The organism is Devosia lucknowensis (assembly GCF_900177655.1).
GTDB classification, from domain to species: domain Bacteria; phylum Pseudomonadota; class Alphaproteobacteria; order Rhizobiales; family Devosiaceae; genus Devosia; species Devosia lucknowensis.
The window spans coordinates 136980-154577 of sequence record NZ_FXWK01000001.1; the positions used below are offsets into that span (position 1 = coordinate 136980).

The window sequence follows — 17598 nt, forward strand, 5'->3', positions numbered from 1 at the left end:
CCGAGCTTTCGGGAAACGCGCCGGGCCCATTGGGCAGCGCTGCATCCTTGTCACGTTAAATAGGTGCTTCTGCGCCCGCTTCAAGTGCCGGTCAGAGAACACTCGTCAACACGGTCGCCGCCACGGCCACGAGGCCAAAGGCCGAGAGCACTGCTGCAATCACCATGGCGCGCGCCCTGTGCACATGCCCGCCGAGCCGCGCGCTGCGCTTGATCGCCTCGATATCGTACCGGTCGGAAGAAAGATGTGTCATGGCCTCGCCCCGCTCATGCGGCGTCCTTGCGAACGCTTGGTGCCTCTGGGCAGCCGCCTTGCTGGACTGTTTCTCACCCTTGCCCTCAAAGTGTACGCAGGGCATCGCCCCGGCCAAACCCAAGCTTTCGAACGCGGTTAATTTGTTTCAAATGCCGCGCATTCGCATCTTGTATGGTAGATATTGAAACCGCATGGCGAACGTGGCACAACCCTGCCATGACCCAGCCCAGCCATCTCCACCCCGATCGCCTGTTTCCCGCTTCCGAGCCCGCGCAGTCGATCGCGCGCGATCTCTATCCTGCGGTCAAGGACCTGCCTATCGTCAGTCCTCATGGGCATACCGATCCGGCCTGGTTCGCGCAGAACGGGCGTTTCGCCAGCCCCACGGCCCTGTTCCTGACGCCCGATCACTACGTGCTGCGCATGCTCAAGAGCCGTGGCATTTCGTATGACGCACTGGGTGTTCCGCGCAAGGACGGAAAGCCCGTGGAGGCAGACGGCCGCACGGCCTGGCGCCTGTTTGCCGAGAACTATCACCTCTTCGTCGGCACGCCCTCGAGGACCTGGATCGACCATTCCCTGCATGCCGTCTTCGGCATCACCGAGGAATTGTCAGGCGCCACGGCTGACGGCATCTACGATGCCATCGACGCCAAGCTCGCCACGCCCGAACTGTTGCCGCGCGCCATTCTCGACCGCTTCAAGGTAGAGGTGATCGCCACGACCGAATTCGCGCTCGATCCGCTTACCCACCACCAGTCCATGGCCGACCATGGGCTCATCGGCCGGGTCAGGACCACCTATCGGCCCGACGACGTGTGCGACCCCAGCCGTCCCGCGATCGTCGAAAACCTGCAGCGCTTCGGTGAGCTGACCGGCGAGAATGTCAGCTCCTGGGCCGGTCTCATCAACGCCCACCGTGCGCGGCGCGAATATTTCCGCCGCTTCGGCGCCGTCGCCACCGATCATGGCGTCCCCACCGCCAATACGGCGGACCTGTCGGCGCCCGAAAAGCAGGCGCTGCTCGACAAGGTGATGGCGGGCCGCCACGACGCCGCCGACGCCGAGTTGTTCCGCGCCCAGATGATGACAGAAATGGCGCTGCTCTCTGTCGAGGACGGCATGGTCATGCAGCTCCACGCCGGATCGCGCCGCAATACTGATCCCGTCACCTTTGGCGAACGCGGCCCCGACATGGGCGCCGATATTCCCGGGCCCACCGACTATGTCGGCGGCCTAAAGGCGCTGCTGGGTCGCTGCGGCAACGAGCCGAACCTGCGGCTCATCATGTTCGTGCTCGACGAAACCACCTATGCGCGCGAGCTCGCCCCGATGGCCGGATATTGGCCGAGCCTGCTCATCGGGCCGCCCTGGTGGTTCCACGACAGCCCGCAGGGCATTCGCCGTTATCTCGACCAGGTCGTCGAAACCGCCGGCTTCTACAATCTCGCCGGCTTCAACGACGACACTCGCGCCTTGCTCTCCATTCCGGCCCGGCACGATGTGTGGCGTCGCGAAGTCTGCGGCTTCCTCGGTCGTTGGGTCGGTGAGAACCGCATCAGCAAGTCTGCCGCCCGGGACATCGCCGTCCACCTGAGCTACCAGGCTGCCAAGGACGCCTACAAGATCCAGTGATTTGCGGCACCCCTCTCCCCTTGTGGGAGAGGGAGAACCGCCTCACTTCCATCACCTTCTCGCGCCACCCAGCACACAACCGTCGAATCGCCGGTCCGCTTCTGCTCTAATGGCGCCATGATGAATCAGTCTCCCGTCGAAACCGCGCTCAGCCGCGCCCTGATCCGCTGGTCACTGACCAAGTCCACGCCGGTGGCCGAAACCCCGCGCAGCTGGATCTTCAAGGTCGAACAGAACGGCCGCAATCAGGCCGCGCTGAAGATCCTGAAGCCGGCGGTCGAGAGTGAAGAGGGCAGGGGCGCGCAACTGCTGCAATGGTATGCCGGTGATGGTGCCGCCACCGTCTTCGATATCCACGGCAATACCATCTTCATGGAATGGCTCGATGGCGGCACGCTCGGCGATGCTGCCCGCGCCGGCCGGGACGAGGAAGCCACCATCGCCATTGCCACGCTGGTGGCCAATCTCCATCGCCCGCGCGAGGGCGATCTGCCGGCCCTGCAGCCGCTGCGCGAGCGCTTCCAGCCCCTGTTCGATTCCGATGTCCGCTCATGGCCCCATACTGCGCGCGATCTCTATGCCCGCTCGAGCGGCATAGCGCTTCGCCTTTTCGATCGACCCACCGCACAGGTGCCGCTCCACGGCGACCTGCACCATGACAACATCCTGTCATCCGATCGCGGTTGGCTCGCCATCGATCCCAAGGGCGTCTACGGCGATCCCAGCTACGATCTGGCCAACGTCTTCATCAATCCCATCAATGCCAACAACATGGCCGCCGACCCGCAGCGCATCGCCGCCCGGGTCGATATCCTGTCGCAGCGCCTCGGCTATCCGCGCAAGCGGCTGCTCGGCTGGGCCGCCGCCCATGCCGCCCTCTCCGCATGCTGGGATCTCGCCGATGGCCAGCCGATCACCGGCGTTCTCGCCTGCCTCCCCAATCTGCTCAGCGCATACGATCAGGCCTGACCCCCATGACCAAGTTTACCCGCCGGACAGTCCTCTTGCTCGGTACGGCCTCGATCCTTTCGGCCTGCGCCTCGACCATTCCGCCGCTGCCGGCCAAGGTGTCGGACCGGCCCGAGGATCTGACGCGAGACCAGATCGTCTCGACCATCAACGCCGTGCGTCGCGCCAATGGTGCGGGCCCCTGGACCTATAATCCCGCACTTGAAACGGCGGCCCGTTCGCAGGCGCGGCTCATGGCCAGCAAGGATACGCTGAGCCACGATCTCGGCGTCACGCTGCGCCAGCGCGTCACCGAGGCAGGGTACCAGCTGGCCGTCGGCGAAAACGTCGCCAAGGGCTACAAGACCCTGCCGGCCACCATCGAAGGCTGGCTTGCTTCGCAAGGCCATCGCAATACGCTGCTGTCGACGCGCTTCACCGAATTCGGCCTCGCCTTCTCGCGCACCGGTTCGGGAAAACTCTATTGGGCGCTGATCGCCGGCGGCCCGTTCGAGGCCTGGTCGCGGATCTGATGCGCTGTCCGGGCGCCTAGACACCGCGTCTGAAGACCAGCACCGTCTCGACATTGCCGTCGCCGCCGGCAATCGGCGATACGACCTTGGTCCGCAGCGTGAACCCGGCCCCCTCGACGAACGCCACCGCGGCGTCCATGGCGCGCGCATTCGCCTCCGCATCGGTCACGATCCCGCCCTTGCCGACGAATTCGCGCCCCACCTCGAACTGCGGCTTGAAGAGGATCACGGCGTCCGCCCTGTCGCTGCAAAGCGCCAGCGGCGCCGACAGCACCTTGGTGACCGAAACGAAGCTGACATCGGACACGACGAGGTCGATCGCACCCGGGATGAGATCCCGGTCGAGATCCCGCGCATTGGTGCCTTCGAGGCTGATGACGCGCGGCTCGTTCCGCAGGCTTGCATGCAGCTGGTCGTGTCCCACGTCGACGGCGAAAACCTGCGCCGCTCCGCGCTCCAGCAGCACCTGGGTAAAGCCGCCGGTCGAAGACCCGACATCGAGGCAAACCTTGCCATCGACATCGACGTTGCCCGCTTCGAGCCCGGCGATCAGCTTGAGCGCCGCCCGCGAGACATAGCCGGCCGCCGGGTCGTCAAGCACGAGGACGTCGTCCTCGCCGATCATCTGGTTGGGTTTCCTGGCAGGTTCGCCATTCACCGATACGGTGCCGCGCAGGATGGCATCGCGGGCGCGCGCCCGGCTGGGCATCAGCCCGAGCTGTTCCAGCGCCAGGTCGAGCCGGATACGACTCAACCCTTCACCAGTCGTTCGATCTTGCCCAGCGCCGTGTCGCTGGCTTCCTCATAGGCGATCGTGCCCTGGAAGCGGCCATCGGCGCCGATCAGGAATGTCAGCGCCGTGTGGTCGACGAGGTAGAATTCGCTGTCGACGTCGCCCGACTTCTCCGAAAACACCCCGAACGCAGCCTTGGCCTTCGCCGTCTGGTCGAGGTCGCCGACGAGACCGATGACGCTCGGATCGAACCCTTCGACGTAGGATTTGACGGCCTCGGCCGTATCGCGCTCCGGGTCGACAGTCACGAAGATGATCCTGAGGTCATCCGCGTCGAGGCCGAGTTGCGCACGCCAGGCCGTGGTTTCGGCCAGGGTTGTGGGACAGACGTCCGGGCAGAATGTGTAGCCGAAGAACACCAGGCTCGGCGTTCCCTGCAGGTCGTTCTGCGTAAACGTGCCGCCCTTGGTGGAAGCCAGCGCGAAGTCCTGTCCGGTGACACCCAGGGGTCGCTGCGGCGGCCGGAAGGCATAAAGAGCGGTCGCGCCGAGTGCCGCCACCGCCACCAGCACCCACAGCACGATGCGGAAATTGCGAAGAGTCTTGTTGGTCGTCATGGGTAGGATACTCGGCAGGGTCGGGGGAGAAAATCTCTCCCCGCATCGTCATTGCCCGGCTCGTCCGGGCAATCCATCCGCGTGCAGCACCGGAACAGCCCCGGTGATGACGGTCAAAAAAGGCTTCAATTCGCGTCGAGCGGCTCTGTGCCCACGGCCTTGCCGTCGCGGTTGAGCGTGATCTTCTCGATACGCGCCTCGGCCGTCTTGAGCAGCATTTCGCAATGCGCCTTCAGCGCTTCGCCCCGCTCGTAGATGGCGATGGATTCGGCCAGTGGCGCCCGGCCGCTCTCGAGCTTGGCGACGATCTGTTCGAGCTGCTCCAGCGCGGCCTCGAAGCTCAGCGATTTCACATCGTCATGTGCAGTGTCGGCCATCCGGTCCCCGCGCGTTTAGACTATATTCGTGCTAGCGGCCCTGCAGGGTGCTGACATGCTGTCGCACACCCCCGGCAAGGCCCCTGAGGTCATAGCCACCTTCGAGCAGCGACACAATCCGGTTGCCGCAGCGCCGCTCGGACACCTCCATCAACTTTCCCGTGACCCAGCGGAAATCCTCGTCCACCCATTCCAGCTGCGCCAGCGGGTCGCGGACATGCGCGTCGAACCCGGCCGAAATCAGCAGCAGATCGGGCGCGAAGGCCTCCAGTGCCGGCAGGATGCGCTCGATATAGGCCGCCTGCATCGCCGACGTACCCGAATGCGCCGGCAGGGCTGCATTGACGATATTGCCCACTCCGGTCTCGGCAGGATCGCCGGTGCCCGGATAAAGTGGCATCTGGTGGCTCGATGCATAAAAGACGGTCGGATCGTCCTTGAAGATGTCCTGCGTCCCATTGCCGTGATGCACGTCGAAATCGACGATGGCCACGCGTTCCGCGCCATATTTCCGCTGCGCCTCGCGGGCCACGATGGCCACGGTGTTTATGAGGCAAAAGCCCATGGGCGTGGCAATCTCGGCATGATGCCCGGGCGGCCGAATGGCACAGAAGGCGTTGTCGACCTCGCCCAGCAGCACGGCGTCGAGCGCCGACAGCGCCCCGCCGAGGCCCGTGGCGATCGTGTCCATCGAGCCGTCCGAAATAAATGTGTCGGTGTCGATCTGGCCCATGCCTTCGGCCGGCCGGGCGTCGCGCAGCCGCGCCAGATAGGAGGCGTCATGCACCAGTTCGGCCAGCATCAGGTCGCCGAACGGCGCGTTCCGCCGCTTCAGCGCCGCAAAATCCATGCCCTTGAGGGCATCCTCGACAGCGCGGATGCGGTCGGCCCTTTCGGGGTGGCCCTCGGGCGTCTGGTGATCGGCAAAATTGGGTTGGCTGACCAGCAATGTCGTCACGGCTCTCTCCTGGAGCGATATGCTCCGTCTTGACGCGGGCAGGACCTGTTGTCAAACACGCGGGACCATGACCTCTCCGGACCAAAAAGCCATTAACGACGCCGCCGCAATCCTGCGCGATGGTCGCCTCGTGGCCTTTCCCACCGAGACGGTCTACGGCCTGGGTGCCGACGCCACCAATGCCGATGCGGTTCTCGCCATCTACGAAACCAAGGGGCGGCCGCGCTTCAATCCGCTCATCGTGCACTGCACCGATCAGTCCATGGCCGAGCGTTTCGCGGTCTTTTCTCCACTGGCGCGGCGCCTGGCCGATGCGTTCTGGCCTGGTCCTCTCAGTATTGTCCTGCCCCTTCGGCCCGGTCATGGCCTTGCCGATGTCGCCACCGCCGGGCTCGATACCGTGGCCATTCGCGTGCCCGATCACCCGGTCGCGCTGGCGCTTCTGCGCGCTGCCGACAGGCCCCTGGCGGCGCCGTCCGCCAATCCGTCCGGCAAATTGTCTCCCACCACGGCCGAGCAGGTTCGCAAGGGCTTCGGCGGCCGCGTGCCGGTGCTCGATGGCGGCCCCTGCACGCGCGGCGTCGAGAGCACGATCATCGCGGTCGATGGTGATCGCCTGGTTCAGCTGCGCTCCGGCGCCCTGGCGCTGGGCGAGGTTGAGGCGGCCATGGGCCAAGAGGTCGCGCGCGCGGCCGAGGGCGCTGCAATTTCCGCGCCGGGCATGCTGCTGAGCCACTATGCCCCCAGTGCCCGTATGCGGCTCGATACCGCGCCCGAGCCCGGCGAGGCTTTCCTCGGTTTCGGTGCCGCGCCGGACTTCGCCGGCACCATGCGCAACCTCTCGGAAACGGGCGACCTGCACGAAGCCGCCCGCAATCTCTTCTCGATGCTGCATGAACTGGATGCTACGGGAGCAACGACCATTGCGGTCGCGCCCATTCCCGAAACCGGCCTCGGCGAGGCCATCAACGATCGCCTCCGCCGCGCCGCCGCGCCGCGAGACTGATCCCACCTCACGCCCTGTGCCGCGCTCCGAATTGATCCGGGGCCATTTGCAACCCGTCCGGGCGGAGGATTGGCTCGAACTCGCACGCGCCGTCATTGCCCGGCTTGTCCGGGCAATCCACCTTGCTGGACCACCGGGCCAGGCCCGGTGGTGACGAAGGAGGACGCGACGCCCATCAGGTCAAACCAAACGCCTTAGTCGCGCACCTTGTACGGCTTCTGGTCGCGCATGAAGCGGGCCAGCGCTTCGAGGTCGGCATCGCCACCGGGCGGCAGCACCACGCGAATGTTCACATAAAGGTCGCCGTCGCCATAAAGGCCCTTGCCCTTGAGGCGCAGGGCCTTCGCGGTGTCGACGCCAGGCGGCAGGGTCAGTTCCACCGACCCGTCCAGCGTCGGCACGCGCACCTTGGCGCCGAGCACGGCCTCATAAAGCGTCACGGCGACGTCAGTGCGCACATCGTGCCCATCCTTACGGAAGGTCTTCGACTTCTCGAACTTGACGGTCACCAGCGCGTCGCCGGGCTCGCCGAAGGGATTGGCAGATCCCTGTCCCTTGAGCCGGATCTGCTGACCTTCCTCGACCTTTTCCGGTAGCTTGACCGACAGCACCTTGCCCGAGGGCATGCGCACCGGCACCGAGCCGGCCTTGTGCGCATCCTCGAGCGAAATGGCGACATTGACGATCACGTCGTCGCCCTTCATCTGCGCTCCGCCGGCGCCACCGGCAGCGGCCGAGGCGAATGGGTCCCACTGCGCGCCGCCTGCGGGTCCGCGCCCACCGGCGCCGCCGCGCGGTTGTCCGCCGAAACCGCTCATGAATTCCTTGAGAATGTCCTCGGCCGAAAACCCGCCGGCACCTGCGCCCGGACGAGCGCCACGCGCCCCCCCGAAACCGCCATTGCCGAAACCGGCAAAGCGTGGATTGCCCTCGGCGTCGATTTCGCCGCGGTCGAACTGTCCCCGCTTGTCCTTGTCGTTCAGCAGGTCATAGGCGTGCGTGGCCTCGGCAAACTTGCCGTGCGCCGTCGGGTCGTCCGGGTTCTGGTCGGGGTGGTATTTCTTGGCCAGCTTGCGATAGGCGGACTTGATGTCCTTCTCGCTTGCGGACCGCGGCACCCCAAGTACGGTGTAAGGATCGCGCATGTGGTCCAATCTTTGATTGAGGGCATTGTTCGCCCCGCATTTGAAGTCCTATATGGCCACGCACCCCGCCCTTGTCCAGTTGCGGCGGGGCAAGTGCGCAGGAATTATCGCAATGCTGCAGACCCTCACCGAACGCCTTTTCGACGATGGCGACCGCGCCGACCTCGATCCCTTTGCGATCTTTGAGGAATGGTTCGCGCTGGCTCAGGACAGCGAGCCGAACGACCCTCACGCCATGGCCCTCGCCACCGCCGATGAGTCTGGCCTTCCCGATGTGCGCATGGTTCTGCTCAATCGCCGCGACGCGCGCGGCTTCTGCTTTTTCACCAATTTCGAAAGCGCCAAGGGCCGTCAGCTGCTCGCCAATCCGCAGGCCGCCATGGTGATGCACTGGAAGAGCCTGCGGCGCCAGGTGCGCATGCGCGGTCCGGTGGAGCAGGTGACACCTGCTGAAGCCGATGCCTATTTCGCGTCCCGCGCCAAGGGCAGCCGGATCGCTTCGGCCACCTCGAAACAGTCCCGACCGCTCGACAGCCGCCAGCAGATGATGGACGAGGTCGAAGCGCTCACGGCCATGATCGGCGATGGCGACATGCCGCGTCCCCCCCACTGGTCCGGCTTCCGCATCGTGCCCTCCGCCGTCGAATTCTGGAAGGATGGCGAATTCCGCCTCCACGATCGCGTCCGCTTCACCCGCGAGGGAGAGGGACCATGGAGCGCCACGCGACTTTATCCTTAGCGTATCCGGCCGCGGCTCCCATCTCTCCCACCAGCGTTCCGCCCTCGGCTCGCGCCCCAGGGCGGCACCGTGAGATTGGGCAGCTGAAGCCATGTTCTGGTTGGGCGTCGAGTCCCTGATTTTATTCAAACTCGCGCAACACCTTGCCGCTATTCTCCATTTTGATCCGGGGATTGAGTTTTCTTGCGCATACTGATCAGAACCTCGAAATGGGCAGTTTGGGCGCGCCGTCTCGGCGGGCTGGCCATTCCGCTCACCCTGGTGCCGGTTCTGATGCATCGGCAGGGGTTTCTCGATTCCGGCCTGTTTCTGGTTGTGGCCCTCTTTGCCGGCCTCGTCGCCGCGCTTGCGGTCATTGCGGCGCTGATCGCGCTTGTCCGCCTCTGGTACACGGGTGATCAGGGCTGGGGCCGGGCGCTGCTCGGACTGTTCCTCGGTCTTGTTTGCCTCGTGCCCTATGCGTGGTACGGCTCGCTGGCGCTGCGCTATCCCGTCGTCACCGATATCGCCACGGCCCCGCGGGGCGAATTGCCATTGCTGTTCGAGCCCGATACCGCTGCCATGCCGCCGCCGCGCGTGCTCACCGCCGAGGAACAGCAGCTCTACTTCCCCAATGCCACCAGGCGCACCTATCCGCTCGATGCCTTCCAGCTCTTCGCATTGGTGCAGCGCCTCGCCGAGGCGCAGGGCTGGGATATCCGCCAGAGCCGCGAACCCGGTGCCGATGGCGAGCCGGGCCGCATCAATGCCCGCATCACCACGCTTCCGGGTTGGCGTGAGGAGGCCGTGCTGCGCGTGTCGCCGACCTCGGGCGGCTCGGCCGTCGATATGCGTTCCGCCTCGATCGGCGCATTGCACGATCTGGGCTCGAACGGCGAGCGGATCAGCGACTTCCTTGTGGCGCTGGACAACGACGTCACCGCATTCCTGCGCGACAATCCCAACATCAACCAGCCCGTCGCGGTCGAGGCCGAAGATCCGGCACCCGAGGTTCAGACCGGCAACTAGCTGGTCAGCGTGCGCCGCACTGCGTCGTCCCACCCGGCGATCTTGCGCGCCCTTGTATCGGCATCCATCGTCGGCTCGAAACGCTGGTCGCATTCCCAGGCTGCCGCGAATTCGGCCATGTCGGGCCAGACCCCGGCCTTCATGCCCGCCAGCCACGCGGCGCCCAGCGCCGTGGTTTCGAGGATAGTGGGTCGATCCACGGGTGCATCCAGGATGTCGGCCAGAAACTGCATGGTCCAGTCCGATGCCACCATGCCGCCATCCACCCGCAGCACCGTATCCTCGGCGCCACCCTGCCAGTCCTTGCGCATGGCATCGAGCAGGTCGCGCGTCTGGTAGCTCACCGCCTCCAGCGCCGCCTTGGCGATTTCCGCCGGCCCGGTATTGCGGGTGATGCCGAAGATCGCGCCGCGCGCCTCGGCATCCCACCAGGGCGCACCGAGCCCCACGAAGGCCGGCACCATATAGACGTTCTGGCTGGGGTCCGCCGTCCGCGCCAGCGGCCCGGTCTCGCTGGCCTGCTTGACCAGCTTCAACCCGTCGCGGATCCACTGCACAGCCGCGCCCGCGATGAAGATCGAGCCTTCCAGCGCATAGGTGGTCTTGCCCTCGAGCCGGTAGGCGATCGTCGTGAGCAGCCGGTTCTTTGACGGCACCATGTCGGCGCCGGTATTGAGCAGCGCGAAGCAGCCCGTGCCATAGGTCGATTTCAGCATGCCCGGCTCGAAACAGGCCTGGCCGATCGTCGCCGCATGCTGGTCCCCCGCGACCCCGAGAATGGGGATGGCGGCGCCGAACAGCTCCGCGTCCGCTGCGCCAAAATCGTCGGCACAGTCCTTGACCTCGGGCAGGATGGCCTTGGGCACGTCGAGCAGCGTGCACAGCGCGTCGTCCCACTGATTGGTCGCAATATTGAACAGCAACGTCCGCGCCGCATTGGTCGCGTCTGTCGCATGCACCTTGCCCCCGGTCAGCCGCCAGATCAGGAAACTGTCCACCGTCCCGAAGGCCAGTTCGCCCTTGTCCGCCCTGGCCCGCGCGCCGTCGACGCTGTCGAGCAGCCATTTGACCTTGGTGCCGGAAAAATAGGGATCGAGCAGCAGTCCGGTGCGCTCGGTCACGGTGCCTTCGTGCCCGGCCTGCTTGAGTTCGGCGCAATAGGCCGAGGTCCGCCGGTCCTGCCACACGATGGCGTTGTGGATCGGCTTGCCGGTCTCGCGATCCCAGATCACCACCGTTTCGCGCTGGTTGGTGATGCCGATCGCCGCGATGTCGGATGCCGAAAGCTTGGCCTGTTCCAGCGCGGTTTTCACCGACCAGACGACGCTGTCCCAGATTTCCTCGGGGTCATGCTCCACCCAACCATCCTGCGGAAAGTGCTGGATGAACTCCTTCTGGCCCACCCCGGCGATCTTGCGCGCGCCGTCGAAGACGATCGCCCGGCTCGACGTGGTCCCCTGGTCGATCGCCAGAATGAATTTTTGCATGTTCGCTCCCGGGGGAATTTGCTTCCCGCTCGATTATTCTGTTCTTCGTCGCCACCCGGCTTGTCCGGGTGGTCCATCCTATTTCCGCGCCCTCAGAAACGCTTCGAGACGCGCGACATCCTCGGCGCCGATCCTGAGCCCCAGTTTCGTCCGCCGCCACAACACGTCCTCGGCCGTGCGCGCCCACTCGGTCTCGGCAAGATACACGACTTCGAGCGCATACAAATCCGCCCCGAAATTCTGTCCGAGATCGCCAACGGTCCGGGCATCGCCCAACAGCGTCCGCGCCCTGGTGCCATAAAGCCGCATCAGCCGCTTCAGCAGCGTGCCCGGCAGTTCGGGATAGTCGAGGCCGAGGCGGCGCACTTCGGCGTCGAAGCTCTTCACCCCGAAATCGCCGCCGGGCAGGGTGCTGGTCTTGGTCCAGGCCTCGCCCTTCTTGCCCAGCACTTCCTCGATCTTTTCGAGCACCGATTCCGCCAGCCGCCGCGACGTCGTCAGCTTGCCGCCGAACACGTTGATCACCGCGCCACTCGCCAGGTCGCCATCCATCTTCAGCACATAGTCGCGTGTGGCTTCCTGCGCCGCGCTGGCCCCGTCGTCGAACAGCGGCCGCACGCCCGAATAGGTCCAGACGATATCCTCGCGGCCGACCGTCTGCGCGAAATACTCGTTGGCGGCGCTCAGCAGGTAGTCGGTCTCCTCTTCGGTGATCTGCACGTCGCGCGGATCGCCGTGATAGTCCCGATCGGTGGTGCCGATCAGGGTGAAATCGTCTTCGTAGGGAATGGCGAAGAAAATGCGCCCGTCGCCGTTCTGGAAGAAGTAGCACCGGTCGTGATCGTAGAGCTTCCTGACCACGATGTGGCTGCCCTGGACCAGCCGCACATTGTGCGCGCCATTCTTGCCCATGACCCCGTTGATCACCTCGTCCACCCACGGGCCGGCGGCGTTGATCAGCATGCGGGCGCGCACCGTCTCGCGGCCGCCTTCGCCGTCGAGCTCTATGGTCCAGCCGCCGTCTTCCCGCCGCGCCGAGGTCACCTTGGTCCGCACGTGAACCGTGGCGCCGCGATCGGCCGCATCGCGGGCATTGAGCACCACGAACCGCGCATCGTTCACCCAGCAGTCGGAATATTCGAAGGCAAGGCCATAACCGGGCTTGAGCGGCTTGCCGGCCTCGTCGCGCTTGAGGTCCAGCGTCTTGGTCGGCGGCAGGAGGCGCCTGCCACCCATGTAGTCGTACATGGCAAGGCCCGCGCGCAGCACCACGGCGGGTCGCAGGCCCTTGTGATGCGGCAGCACGAAGCGCAGCGGCCAGATGATATGCGGCGCTGCGGCCCATAGCACCTCGCGCTCGGCAAGGGCTTCATGCACCAGCCGGAATTCATAATGTTCGAGATAGCGCAGGCCGCCGTGGATCAGCTTGGTCGCCGCCGAGCTCGTGCCCGAGGCGAGGTCGTTCATCTCCGCCATGGCCACGGTGAACCCGCGCCCCACGGCATCGCGCGCCACGCTGGCGCCATTGATGCCGCCGCCAACCACGAAAATATCCAGCATTCCGGCGTCCTGTGTTTTCATGGTTCGTTTATAGAGCAATATCTTTCGTTTGTAGAGCAGAAATCTTTCGTTTTAACGACCCTGCGGGGGCGAGGTTGACCCTCGCTGGCATCGGGTCTAGGGCAGGGTATTCACTCCGGGCCCGGATCGGCCGATGCTCTCCATTCTCGCTGTCATTGCGCCGATTTTCGCGCTCATCGCGCTGGGTTATGCGGCCGTGCGCTTTCGGCTTTACCCGGCCGATGGGGTGAAGTCGCTGATCGCCTTCGTCAATAATTTCGCCACCCCCTGCCTGCTGTTTTACTCGATCGGCACCAGCGATTTCCGTTCCGCCTTCAACATCGGCATCATCGGCCCCTTCTACATCGGCGCCATCGCCTGCTTTGCCATCGGCATCGTCGTTGCGCGCCGCGTCTTCGGCAATCGGCCGGGCGAGGGTGTCTCGGTCGGCTTTGCCGGCACCTTTTCCAACACCGTTCTCGTCGGCCTGCCGCTGCTCAGCCGCGCCTATGGCGATCAGGCGCTGCCGGTCACCCTCTCCATCATCGGTCTTCACGGCGCCATCCTGCTCACCCTGGGCATGGTCACCATGGAGATCACCCGCCGCGATGGCCAGCCACTGGGGCGCACCCTGGTTCTTGCCATGCGCCGGGTCACTGCCAATCCGCTGATCTGGGGCATTCTGGGCGGCATCCTGCTCTCGCTTTCGGGTCTCGCCCTGGCTGAACCCGTCGCCGCCTTCTTCTCCATGCTCGGCCAGGCCGTTGTGCCCGCCGCCCTGTTCGGCATCGGCGGCGCGCTCAACGAATTCAAGCTTTCCGACAATTGGAAACAGGCGCTTGTCGCGTCGCTGATCAAGCTCGTTATCCACCCGGCCATCGCCTATGTGCTGATGATCTGGGTGTTCCGCGTTCCCATGGATATCGCGCGCTATGGCATCCTGTTGTCCGCCATGCCGGCGGGAATCAACATCTATGTCTTCGCCACCTTCTACGATCGCGGCGTCAGCGTTGCGGCCAACACCATCCTCATCGGCACGGTCCTCTCGGCCCTCACCATTTCAGGGTGGCTGTTCGTGCTGAGTTTGTGAGCCATCCGGAACACCGTTCCGCCCTCATCCGGAACACCGTCCCGCCCTCAGACTTGACCCGAGGGCCTGCCAATAGCTCCACGGGATTTGGTTCCTGCGCGTGCGTTCTTGGACAAGCCCGCGGGCGGCCTTGTGTGCGGGGGACTAAATTCCCTTCGCTACCACGCTCTGGGCCAGCTCACCCACCGGTACGGTTCGCAGCGGCACTGCGGTTTCCGCATCCAGCCCTACCGCCAGCCGCACATAGCGCTCGGTCGGGCATAGTTGCTGACGGGGGTCGAAGCCGATCCAGCCCAGTCGCTCGTCATAGGCCTCCGCCCACGCATGCAGCCCACCCGCGCCGGCCTCGGCCGCGGCGAGATATCCCACGACGAACCGTGCCGGAATATCGAGGGCACGCGCCGCGCCGATAAACAGATGCGCATAGGCCGCTGCATCGGGAAGCGCCGCCTCATCCGATGTCGGGCCCTGGCTTTGCTTTTGCTCGCCGGTCGCCTGCATCTGCACCGGCGCCGCCTCGGGCAGTCCGAGCGTTTCACCGACGCGCCCCATCAGGCCGTGCAGGATATCGAGGCGGGTCTCGGTCCCGCTGCGATACTTGCCCCACACTGTCACCGGTGCCTTGGTCAGGGCCGTCACGCGCTTGTAGAGCGCCGGAACCGGTTCCCCTGTAGGCTTGCCCACGACGCCATTCGTGTCGGCCGTCACCACGATCCCTCGCGCGGCGATGGTGATCTCGCCCTCCGGGCGGCTCTGGTTGACGAGGTGCACCCTGTTGCCGAAGGCGTCGACGAACTGCCCGGCATTGTCGATCCCGGCCGCCTCGACCCGCCAGGTCTCGACGCTCTGCGTCGGTCCCGCCGCCGGGGTCAACAGCAGGTGCAGCATCAGCTGGTTCCAGCCCGGCTGCAGGGAAAGCGTCAGCGTATGGTCGATCTCGATGCGCATGGCTCAATAGAAATTGTAGGAGGCTGACAAGGCGTCCGTGACCCGGTTGTTGCGGGCGATGAATTCGTTGAGAAACTCATGCAGGCCATCGGCGAAGATCGCCTCCATGCTGGTGTCTTCCACCATGGCCAGCAATTGTTCGGCCGCCTCGTGGCACTCTTCCTTGCGGCCATAGAGCTTGCCCAGGCTATCGAGATTCTGCTGCACGAAGCTCGCGCAATAGGCCAGGCTGCGGGGCATTTCCTGCCGGAGGATCAGGAAATCCGTGATGTTCTGGGCCTTGTAGCGGTCGTGGTAGACGTGGCGATATGCGCGGTGTGCGGACGCGGCGCGCAGGATCAGCGTCCATTGCTGGATATCGAGGTCCCCGCCCACCTGCGTGGCGCGCGGCAGCAGCACGTAATACTTCATGTCGAGGATGCGCGCCGTATTGTCCGCCCGTTCGACGAAGTTTCCCGCCTGCAGGAAGTTGAAGCCGTCGTCGCGCAGGATCGTGCCCAGCAGCGCGCCGCGGAACTCGTGGCTGCGTTGCTTGACCCATTGCAGGAGCCCCAGGAGTTTGGCGCCCCGGACGTCGCGCGGCTTGATCTGCGAGAATTCGAGCCAGGCCCCGTTCATGCTTTCCCACATGTCGGTCGTGATCGCCGTCCGCACCGAGCGCGCATTGGTGCGCGCGGCCTGCAGGCACGAATAGACCGAGCTGGGATTGTCGGGGTCGAACATCATGAAATGCGCCACCGTGTCGACGTCGGCCACCTCGTGCTTGGCCGAAAATCCCTCATCGACCTCGGCCGCCTGCATCATCGATACAAGATGCTCGCTGGCCCCGCCCTCGCGGTGGCTGGTCAGCGACATGCGGTACCCCACCTCGAGCAGGCGCGCCATGTTCTCGGCCCGCTCCACATAACGAGACAACCAGAAGAGATTGGCGGCGGTGCGTCCGAGCATTCTCAATCTTCCAGCACCCACGTATCTTTCGTCCCGCCGCCCTGCGACGAGTTCACCACCAGCGATCCCTTCTTGAGCGCCACGCGCGTGAGGCCGCCGGGCGTAATGCGCACCTCGTCGCCCACCAGCACATAGGGCCTCAGGTCCACATGGCGCGGTGCGACGTCGCCATTGATATGCGTCGGGCAGGTGGAGAGGTCGAGCGTCGGCTGCACGATGTAGTTGTCCGGCCGCGCCTCGATTTTCTTTCGGAACTCGGCGTGCTGCGCCTTTGTGGCGGTCGGTCCCACCATCATTCCATAGCCGCCAGAGCCATGCACTTCCTTGACCACGAGATCGGCAATGTTCTCGAGTACCCAGGCCCGCTGGTCCTCGTCGGTGCAATTGTAGGTCGGCACGTTTTGCAACAGCGCCTTTTCGCCCAGATAGAACTCGATGATGTCGGGGACGTAGGTATAGACGGCCTTGTCGTCGGCAATGCCGGTGCCGGGTGCATTGACCAGCGTCACGTTGCCGGCCCTGTAGGCGTCGAACAGGCCCGGCACGCCCAGCATGGAATCCGGGCGGAACGTCAGCGGGTCGAGATAGTCGTCGTCGATCCGCCGGTAGATCACGTCCACCTGTTCCGGTCCGGTCGTGGTCCGCATGTAGACCTTGCCGCCATCGACGAAGAGGTCGGGGCCCTCGCATAGTTGCGCGCCCATCTGGTCGGCAAGGAAGGAGTGCTCGAAATAGGCCGAGTTGTAGATGCCCGGTGTCAGCACGGCGATGTTGGGACTTTGGCCCTTGAACCCATCCGGGGCCACGCTTTCTAGCGTCCGCCTCAGATTCTCGGGATAGGTTTCGACAGGCGCTACCTTGGACCGATGGAACAGGTCCGGCGCCAGCAGCATCATCGCCTCGCGGTCTTCCAGCATGTAGCTGACGCCCGATGGGGTGCGCAGGTTATCTTCCAGCACGTAGAAGTCGTCGGGCCCGGTGCGAACGATGTCGACGCCGATGATGTGGGCATAGACACCCTTGGCCGGATTGAGACCCATCATCTGCGGGCAGAAGGCTGCGTTGTTGAGGATCAGCTTTTCCGGCACCCGGCCGGCCTTCAGGATCTCCTGGCGGTGGTAGATGTCATAAAGAAACGCATTGAGCGCCTTCACGCGCTGTTCGATCCCCTTGGAGAGCCGGCGCCATTCATTGGCGGCAATGATCCTGGGAATGACGTCGAAGGGAATGACCTTCTCCGTTCCTTCTTCCGATCCATAGACGGCAAAGGTAATGCCCAGCTTGCGGAAGATCGCCTCGGCATCCGTCTGCATGAGCGCTAGGGCCTTGTCCGGTTGCTCGCCCAGCCATCCGGCCAGCGCGCGGTAGGGTTCGCGCACGGAGCCATCAGGATTGTACATTTCGTCAAACGGCGTCTTGTCGCCCATGCTTCTCCGCTCGGATGATACGGCATTCCCATCGCACTGACATTGCTACACGTTTGTTCTCTGCCGTCCAGACACTCACCACGCCCACATGCCGCTTTTTCGTGCAGGTCAGGCTTGCATACCCCGCGCTGAAAATGTTCAACTTCGCGCGCAATCGACCGACCCGATCCCGTCCATCCATCGT

Annotated in this window: 18 protein-coding genes; 7 read left to right on the forward strand and 11 right to left on the reverse strand. The window is 64.8% G+C overall.

What is annotated here, in order from left to right; genetic code table 11:
• Positions 1-91: 91 nt before the first annotated feature.
• Positions 92-253: a hypothetical protein gene (locus tag CCK88_RS18325; protein ID WP_170926301.1), complete on the reverse strand. Its 162-nt coding sequence runs from the start codon at positions 251-253 to the stop codon at positions 92-94.
• A 218-nt stretch (positions 254-471) separates the two neighbouring features.
• Between CCK88_RS18325 and uxaC the strand changes: the two genes are divergently transcribed.
• From uxaC to CCK88_RS00700, 3 genes are all read left to right on the forward strand, one after another.
• Positions 472-1890 carry a glucuronate isomerase gene (gene uxaC, locus CCK88_RS00690; protein WP_086468641.1) on the forward strand — a complete coding sequence of 473 codons (1419 nt, stop codon included), beginning with the start codon at positions 472-474 and terminating at the stop codon, positions 1888-1890.
• A 120-nt stretch (positions 1891-2010) separates the two neighbouring features.
• On the forward strand, positions 2011-2859 hold the full coding sequence (locus tag CCK88_RS00695) for an aminoglycoside phosphotransferase family protein (RefSeq protein WP_170926302.1): 849 nt from the start codon (positions 2011-2013) through the stop codon (positions 2857-2859).
• A 5-nt stretch (positions 2860-2864) separates the two neighbouring features.
• A complete protein-coding gene (locus CCK88_RS00700) occupies positions 2865-3371 on the forward strand; it encodes a CAP domain-containing protein (protein WP_170926303.1) in 507 nt (168 codons plus the stop codon).
• Between the two features lie 16 nt (positions 3372-3387).
• Here the strand turns inward: CCK88_RS00700 and CCK88_RS00705 are convergent, their stop codons facing one another.
• The 4 genes from CCK88_RS00705 to CCK88_RS00720 form a co-directional block, all read right to left on the reverse strand.
• On the reverse strand, positions 3388-4125 hold the full coding sequence (locus CCK88_RS00705) for a TlyA family RNA methyltransferase (RefSeq protein WP_086468644.1): 738 nt from the start codon (positions 4123-4125) through the stop codon (positions 3388-3390).
• Positions 4122-4721, reverse strand: coding sequence for an SCO family protein (locus CCK88_RS00710; protein ID WP_086468645.1), 600 nt, complete (start codon positions 4719-4721; stop codon positions 4122-4124). The genes CCK88_RS00705 and CCK88_RS00710 overlap by 4 nt, the downstream gene beginning before the upstream one ends.
• Positions 4722-4846: 125 nt before the next feature.
• Positions 4847-5098: an exodeoxyribonuclease VII small subunit gene (locus CCK88_RS00715; RefSeq protein ID WP_086468646.1), complete on the reverse strand. Its 252-nt coding sequence runs from the start codon at positions 5096-5098 to the stop codon at positions 4847-4849.
• Positions 5099-5129: 31 nt separating this feature from the next.
• Positions 5130-6056, reverse strand: coding sequence for a histone deacetylase family protein (locus tag CCK88_RS00720; protein WP_086468647.1), 927 nt, complete (start codon positions 6054-6056; stop codon positions 5130-5132).
• 67 nt (positions 6057-6123) lie between these two features.
• Here CCK88_RS00720 and CCK88_RS00725 point away from each other — a divergent pair, with 67 nt between their 5' ends.
• Positions 6124-7062, forward strand: a complete 939-nt coding sequence (locus CCK88_RS00725) for an L-threonylcarbamoyladenylate synthase (RefSeq protein WP_086468648.1) — start codon at positions 6124-6126, stop codon at positions 7060-7062.
• 194 nt (positions 7063-7256) lie between these two features.
• On the opposite strand, the gene CCK88_RS00730 is transcribed toward CCK88_RS00725, so the two are convergent.
• Positions 7257-8207, reverse strand: a complete 951-nt coding sequence (locus tag CCK88_RS00730) for a DnaJ C-terminal domain-containing protein (RefSeq protein ID WP_086470739.1) — start codon at positions 8205-8207, stop codon at positions 7257-7259.
• Between the two features lie 112 nt (positions 8208-8319).
• On the opposite strand from CCK88_RS00730, the gene pdxH reads away from it, so the two are divergent.
• The gene (pdxH, locus tag CCK88_RS00735; protein ID WP_086468649.1) at positions 8320-8946 is read left to right on the forward strand and encodes a pyridoxamine 5'-phosphate oxidase; all 627 of its coding nucleotides are present in this window, start codon (positions 8320-8322) and stop codon (positions 8944-8946) included.
• A 183-nt stretch (positions 8947-9129) separates the two neighbouring features.
• Complete coding sequence (locus CCK88_RS00740; protein WP_086468650.1) at positions 9130-9954, forward strand: DUF1499 domain-containing protein; 825 nt, start codon at positions 9130-9132, stop codon at positions 9952-9954.
• On the opposite strand, the gene glpK is transcribed toward CCK88_RS00740, so the two are convergent.
• Together glpK and glpD are read right to left on the reverse strand one after the other, a co-directional pair.
• Positions 9951-11441 carry a glycerol kinase GlpK gene (gene glpK, locus CCK88_RS00745; RefSeq protein ID WP_086468651.1) on the reverse strand — a complete coding sequence of 497 codons (1491 nt, stop codon included), beginning with the start codon at positions 11439-11441 and terminating at the stop codon, positions 9951-9953. The two genes, CCK88_RS00740 and glpK, sit on opposite strands and share 4 nt — an antisense overlap.
• Before the next feature lie 78 nt (positions 11442-11519).
• Complete coding sequence (gene glpD / locus CCK88_RS00750) at positions 11520-13001, reverse strand: glycerol-3-phosphate dehydrogenase (protein ID WP_170926304.1); 1482 nt, start codon at positions 12999-13001, stop codon at positions 11520-11522.
• Positions 13002-13155: 154 nt separating this feature from the next.
• On the opposite strand from glpD, the gene CCK88_RS00755 reads away from it, so the two are divergent.
• Positions 13156-14091, forward strand: a complete 936-nt coding sequence (locus CCK88_RS00755; RefSeq protein WP_086468653.1) for an AEC family transporter — start codon at positions 13156-13158, stop codon at positions 14089-14091.
• Between the two features lie 144 nt (positions 14092-14235).
• Here the strand turns inward: CCK88_RS00755 and CCK88_RS00760 are convergent, their stop codons facing one another.
• The 3 genes from CCK88_RS00760 to CCK88_RS00770 are packed head-to-tail and all read right to left on the reverse strand — an operon-like array spanning position 14236 to position 17414.
• Complete coding sequence (locus tag CCK88_RS00760) at positions 14236-15039, reverse strand: transglutaminase family protein (RefSeq protein WP_086468654.1); 804 nt, start codon at positions 15037-15039, stop codon at positions 14236-14238.
• A 3-nt stretch (positions 15040-15042) separates the two neighbouring features.
• Positions 15043-15987 (reverse strand): alpha-E domain-containing protein, encoded by a 945-nt coding sequence (locus tag CCK88_RS00765; RefSeq protein WP_086468655.1) that lies wholly within the window; start codon positions 15985-15987, stop codon positions 15043-15045.
• A 2-nt stretch (positions 15988-15989) separates the two neighbouring features.
• Positions 15990-17414 (reverse strand): circularly permuted type 2 ATP-grasp protein, encoded by a 1425-nt coding sequence (locus CCK88_RS00770; protein WP_086468656.1) that lies wholly within the window; start codon positions 17412-17414, stop codon positions 15990-15992.
• Positions 17415-17598 lie beyond the last annotated feature (184 nt).

Bases quoted from the DNA above. Each gene is read 5' to 3' on its own strand.
- CCK88_RS18325 (WP_170926301.1), bottom strand. From the start codon at position 253: ATGACACATCTTTCTTCCGACCGGTACGATATCGAGGCGATCAAGCGC.
- uxaC (WP_086468641.1), top strand. From the start codon at position 472: ATGACCCAGCCCAGCCATCTCCACCCCGATCGCCTGTTTCCCGCTTCC.
- CCK88_RS00695 (WP_170926302.1), top strand. From the start codon at position 2,011: ATGAATCAGTCTCCCGTCGAAACCGCGCTCAGCCGCGCCCTGATCCGC.
- CCK88_RS00700 (WP_170926303.1), top strand. From the start codon at position 2,865: ATGACCAAGTTTACCCGCCGGACAGTCCTCTTGCTCGGTACGGCCTCG.
- CCK88_RS00710 (WP_086468645.1), bottom strand. From the start codon at position 4,721: ATGACGACCAACAAGACTCTTCGCAATTTCCGCATCGTGCTGTGGGTG.
- CCK88_RS00715 (WP_086468646.1), bottom strand. From the start codon at position 5,098: ATGGCCGACACTGCACATGACGATGTGAAATCGCTGAGCTTCGAGGCC.
- CCK88_RS00725 (WP_086468648.1), top strand. From the start codon at position 6,124: ATGACCTCTCCGGACCAAAAAGCCATTAACGACGCCGCCGCAATCCTG.
- CCK88_RS00730 (WP_086470739.1), bottom strand. From the start codon at position 8,207: ATGCGCGATCCTTACACCGTACTTGGGGTGCCGCGGTCCGCAAGCGAG.
- pdxH (WP_086468649.1), top strand. From the start codon at position 8,320: ATGCTGCAGACCCTCACCGAACGCCTTTTCGACGATGGCGACCGCGCC.
- glpK (WP_086468651.1), bottom strand. From the start codon at position 11,441: ATGCAAAAATTCATTCTGGCGATCGACCAGGGGACCACGTCGAGCCGG.
- glpD (WP_170926304.1), bottom strand. From the start codon at position 13,001: ATGCTGGATATTTTCGTGGTTGGCGGCGGCATCAATGGCGCCAGCGTG.
- CCK88_RS00755 (WP_086468653.1), top strand. From the start codon at position 13,156: ATGCTCTCCATTCTCGCTGTCATTGCGCCGATTTTCGCGCTCATCGCG.
- CCK88_RS00760 (WP_086468654.1), bottom strand. From the start codon at position 15,039: ATGCGCATCGAGATCGACCATACGCTGACGCTTTCCCTGCAGCCGGGC.
- CCK88_RS00765 (WP_086468655.1), bottom strand. From the start codon at position 15,987: ATGCTCGGACGCACCGCCGCCAATCTCTTCTGGTTGTCTCGTTATGTG.
- CCK88_RS00770 (WP_086468656.1), bottom strand. From the start codon at position 17,414: ATGGGCGACAAGACGCCGTTTGACGAAATGTACAATCCTGATGGCTCC.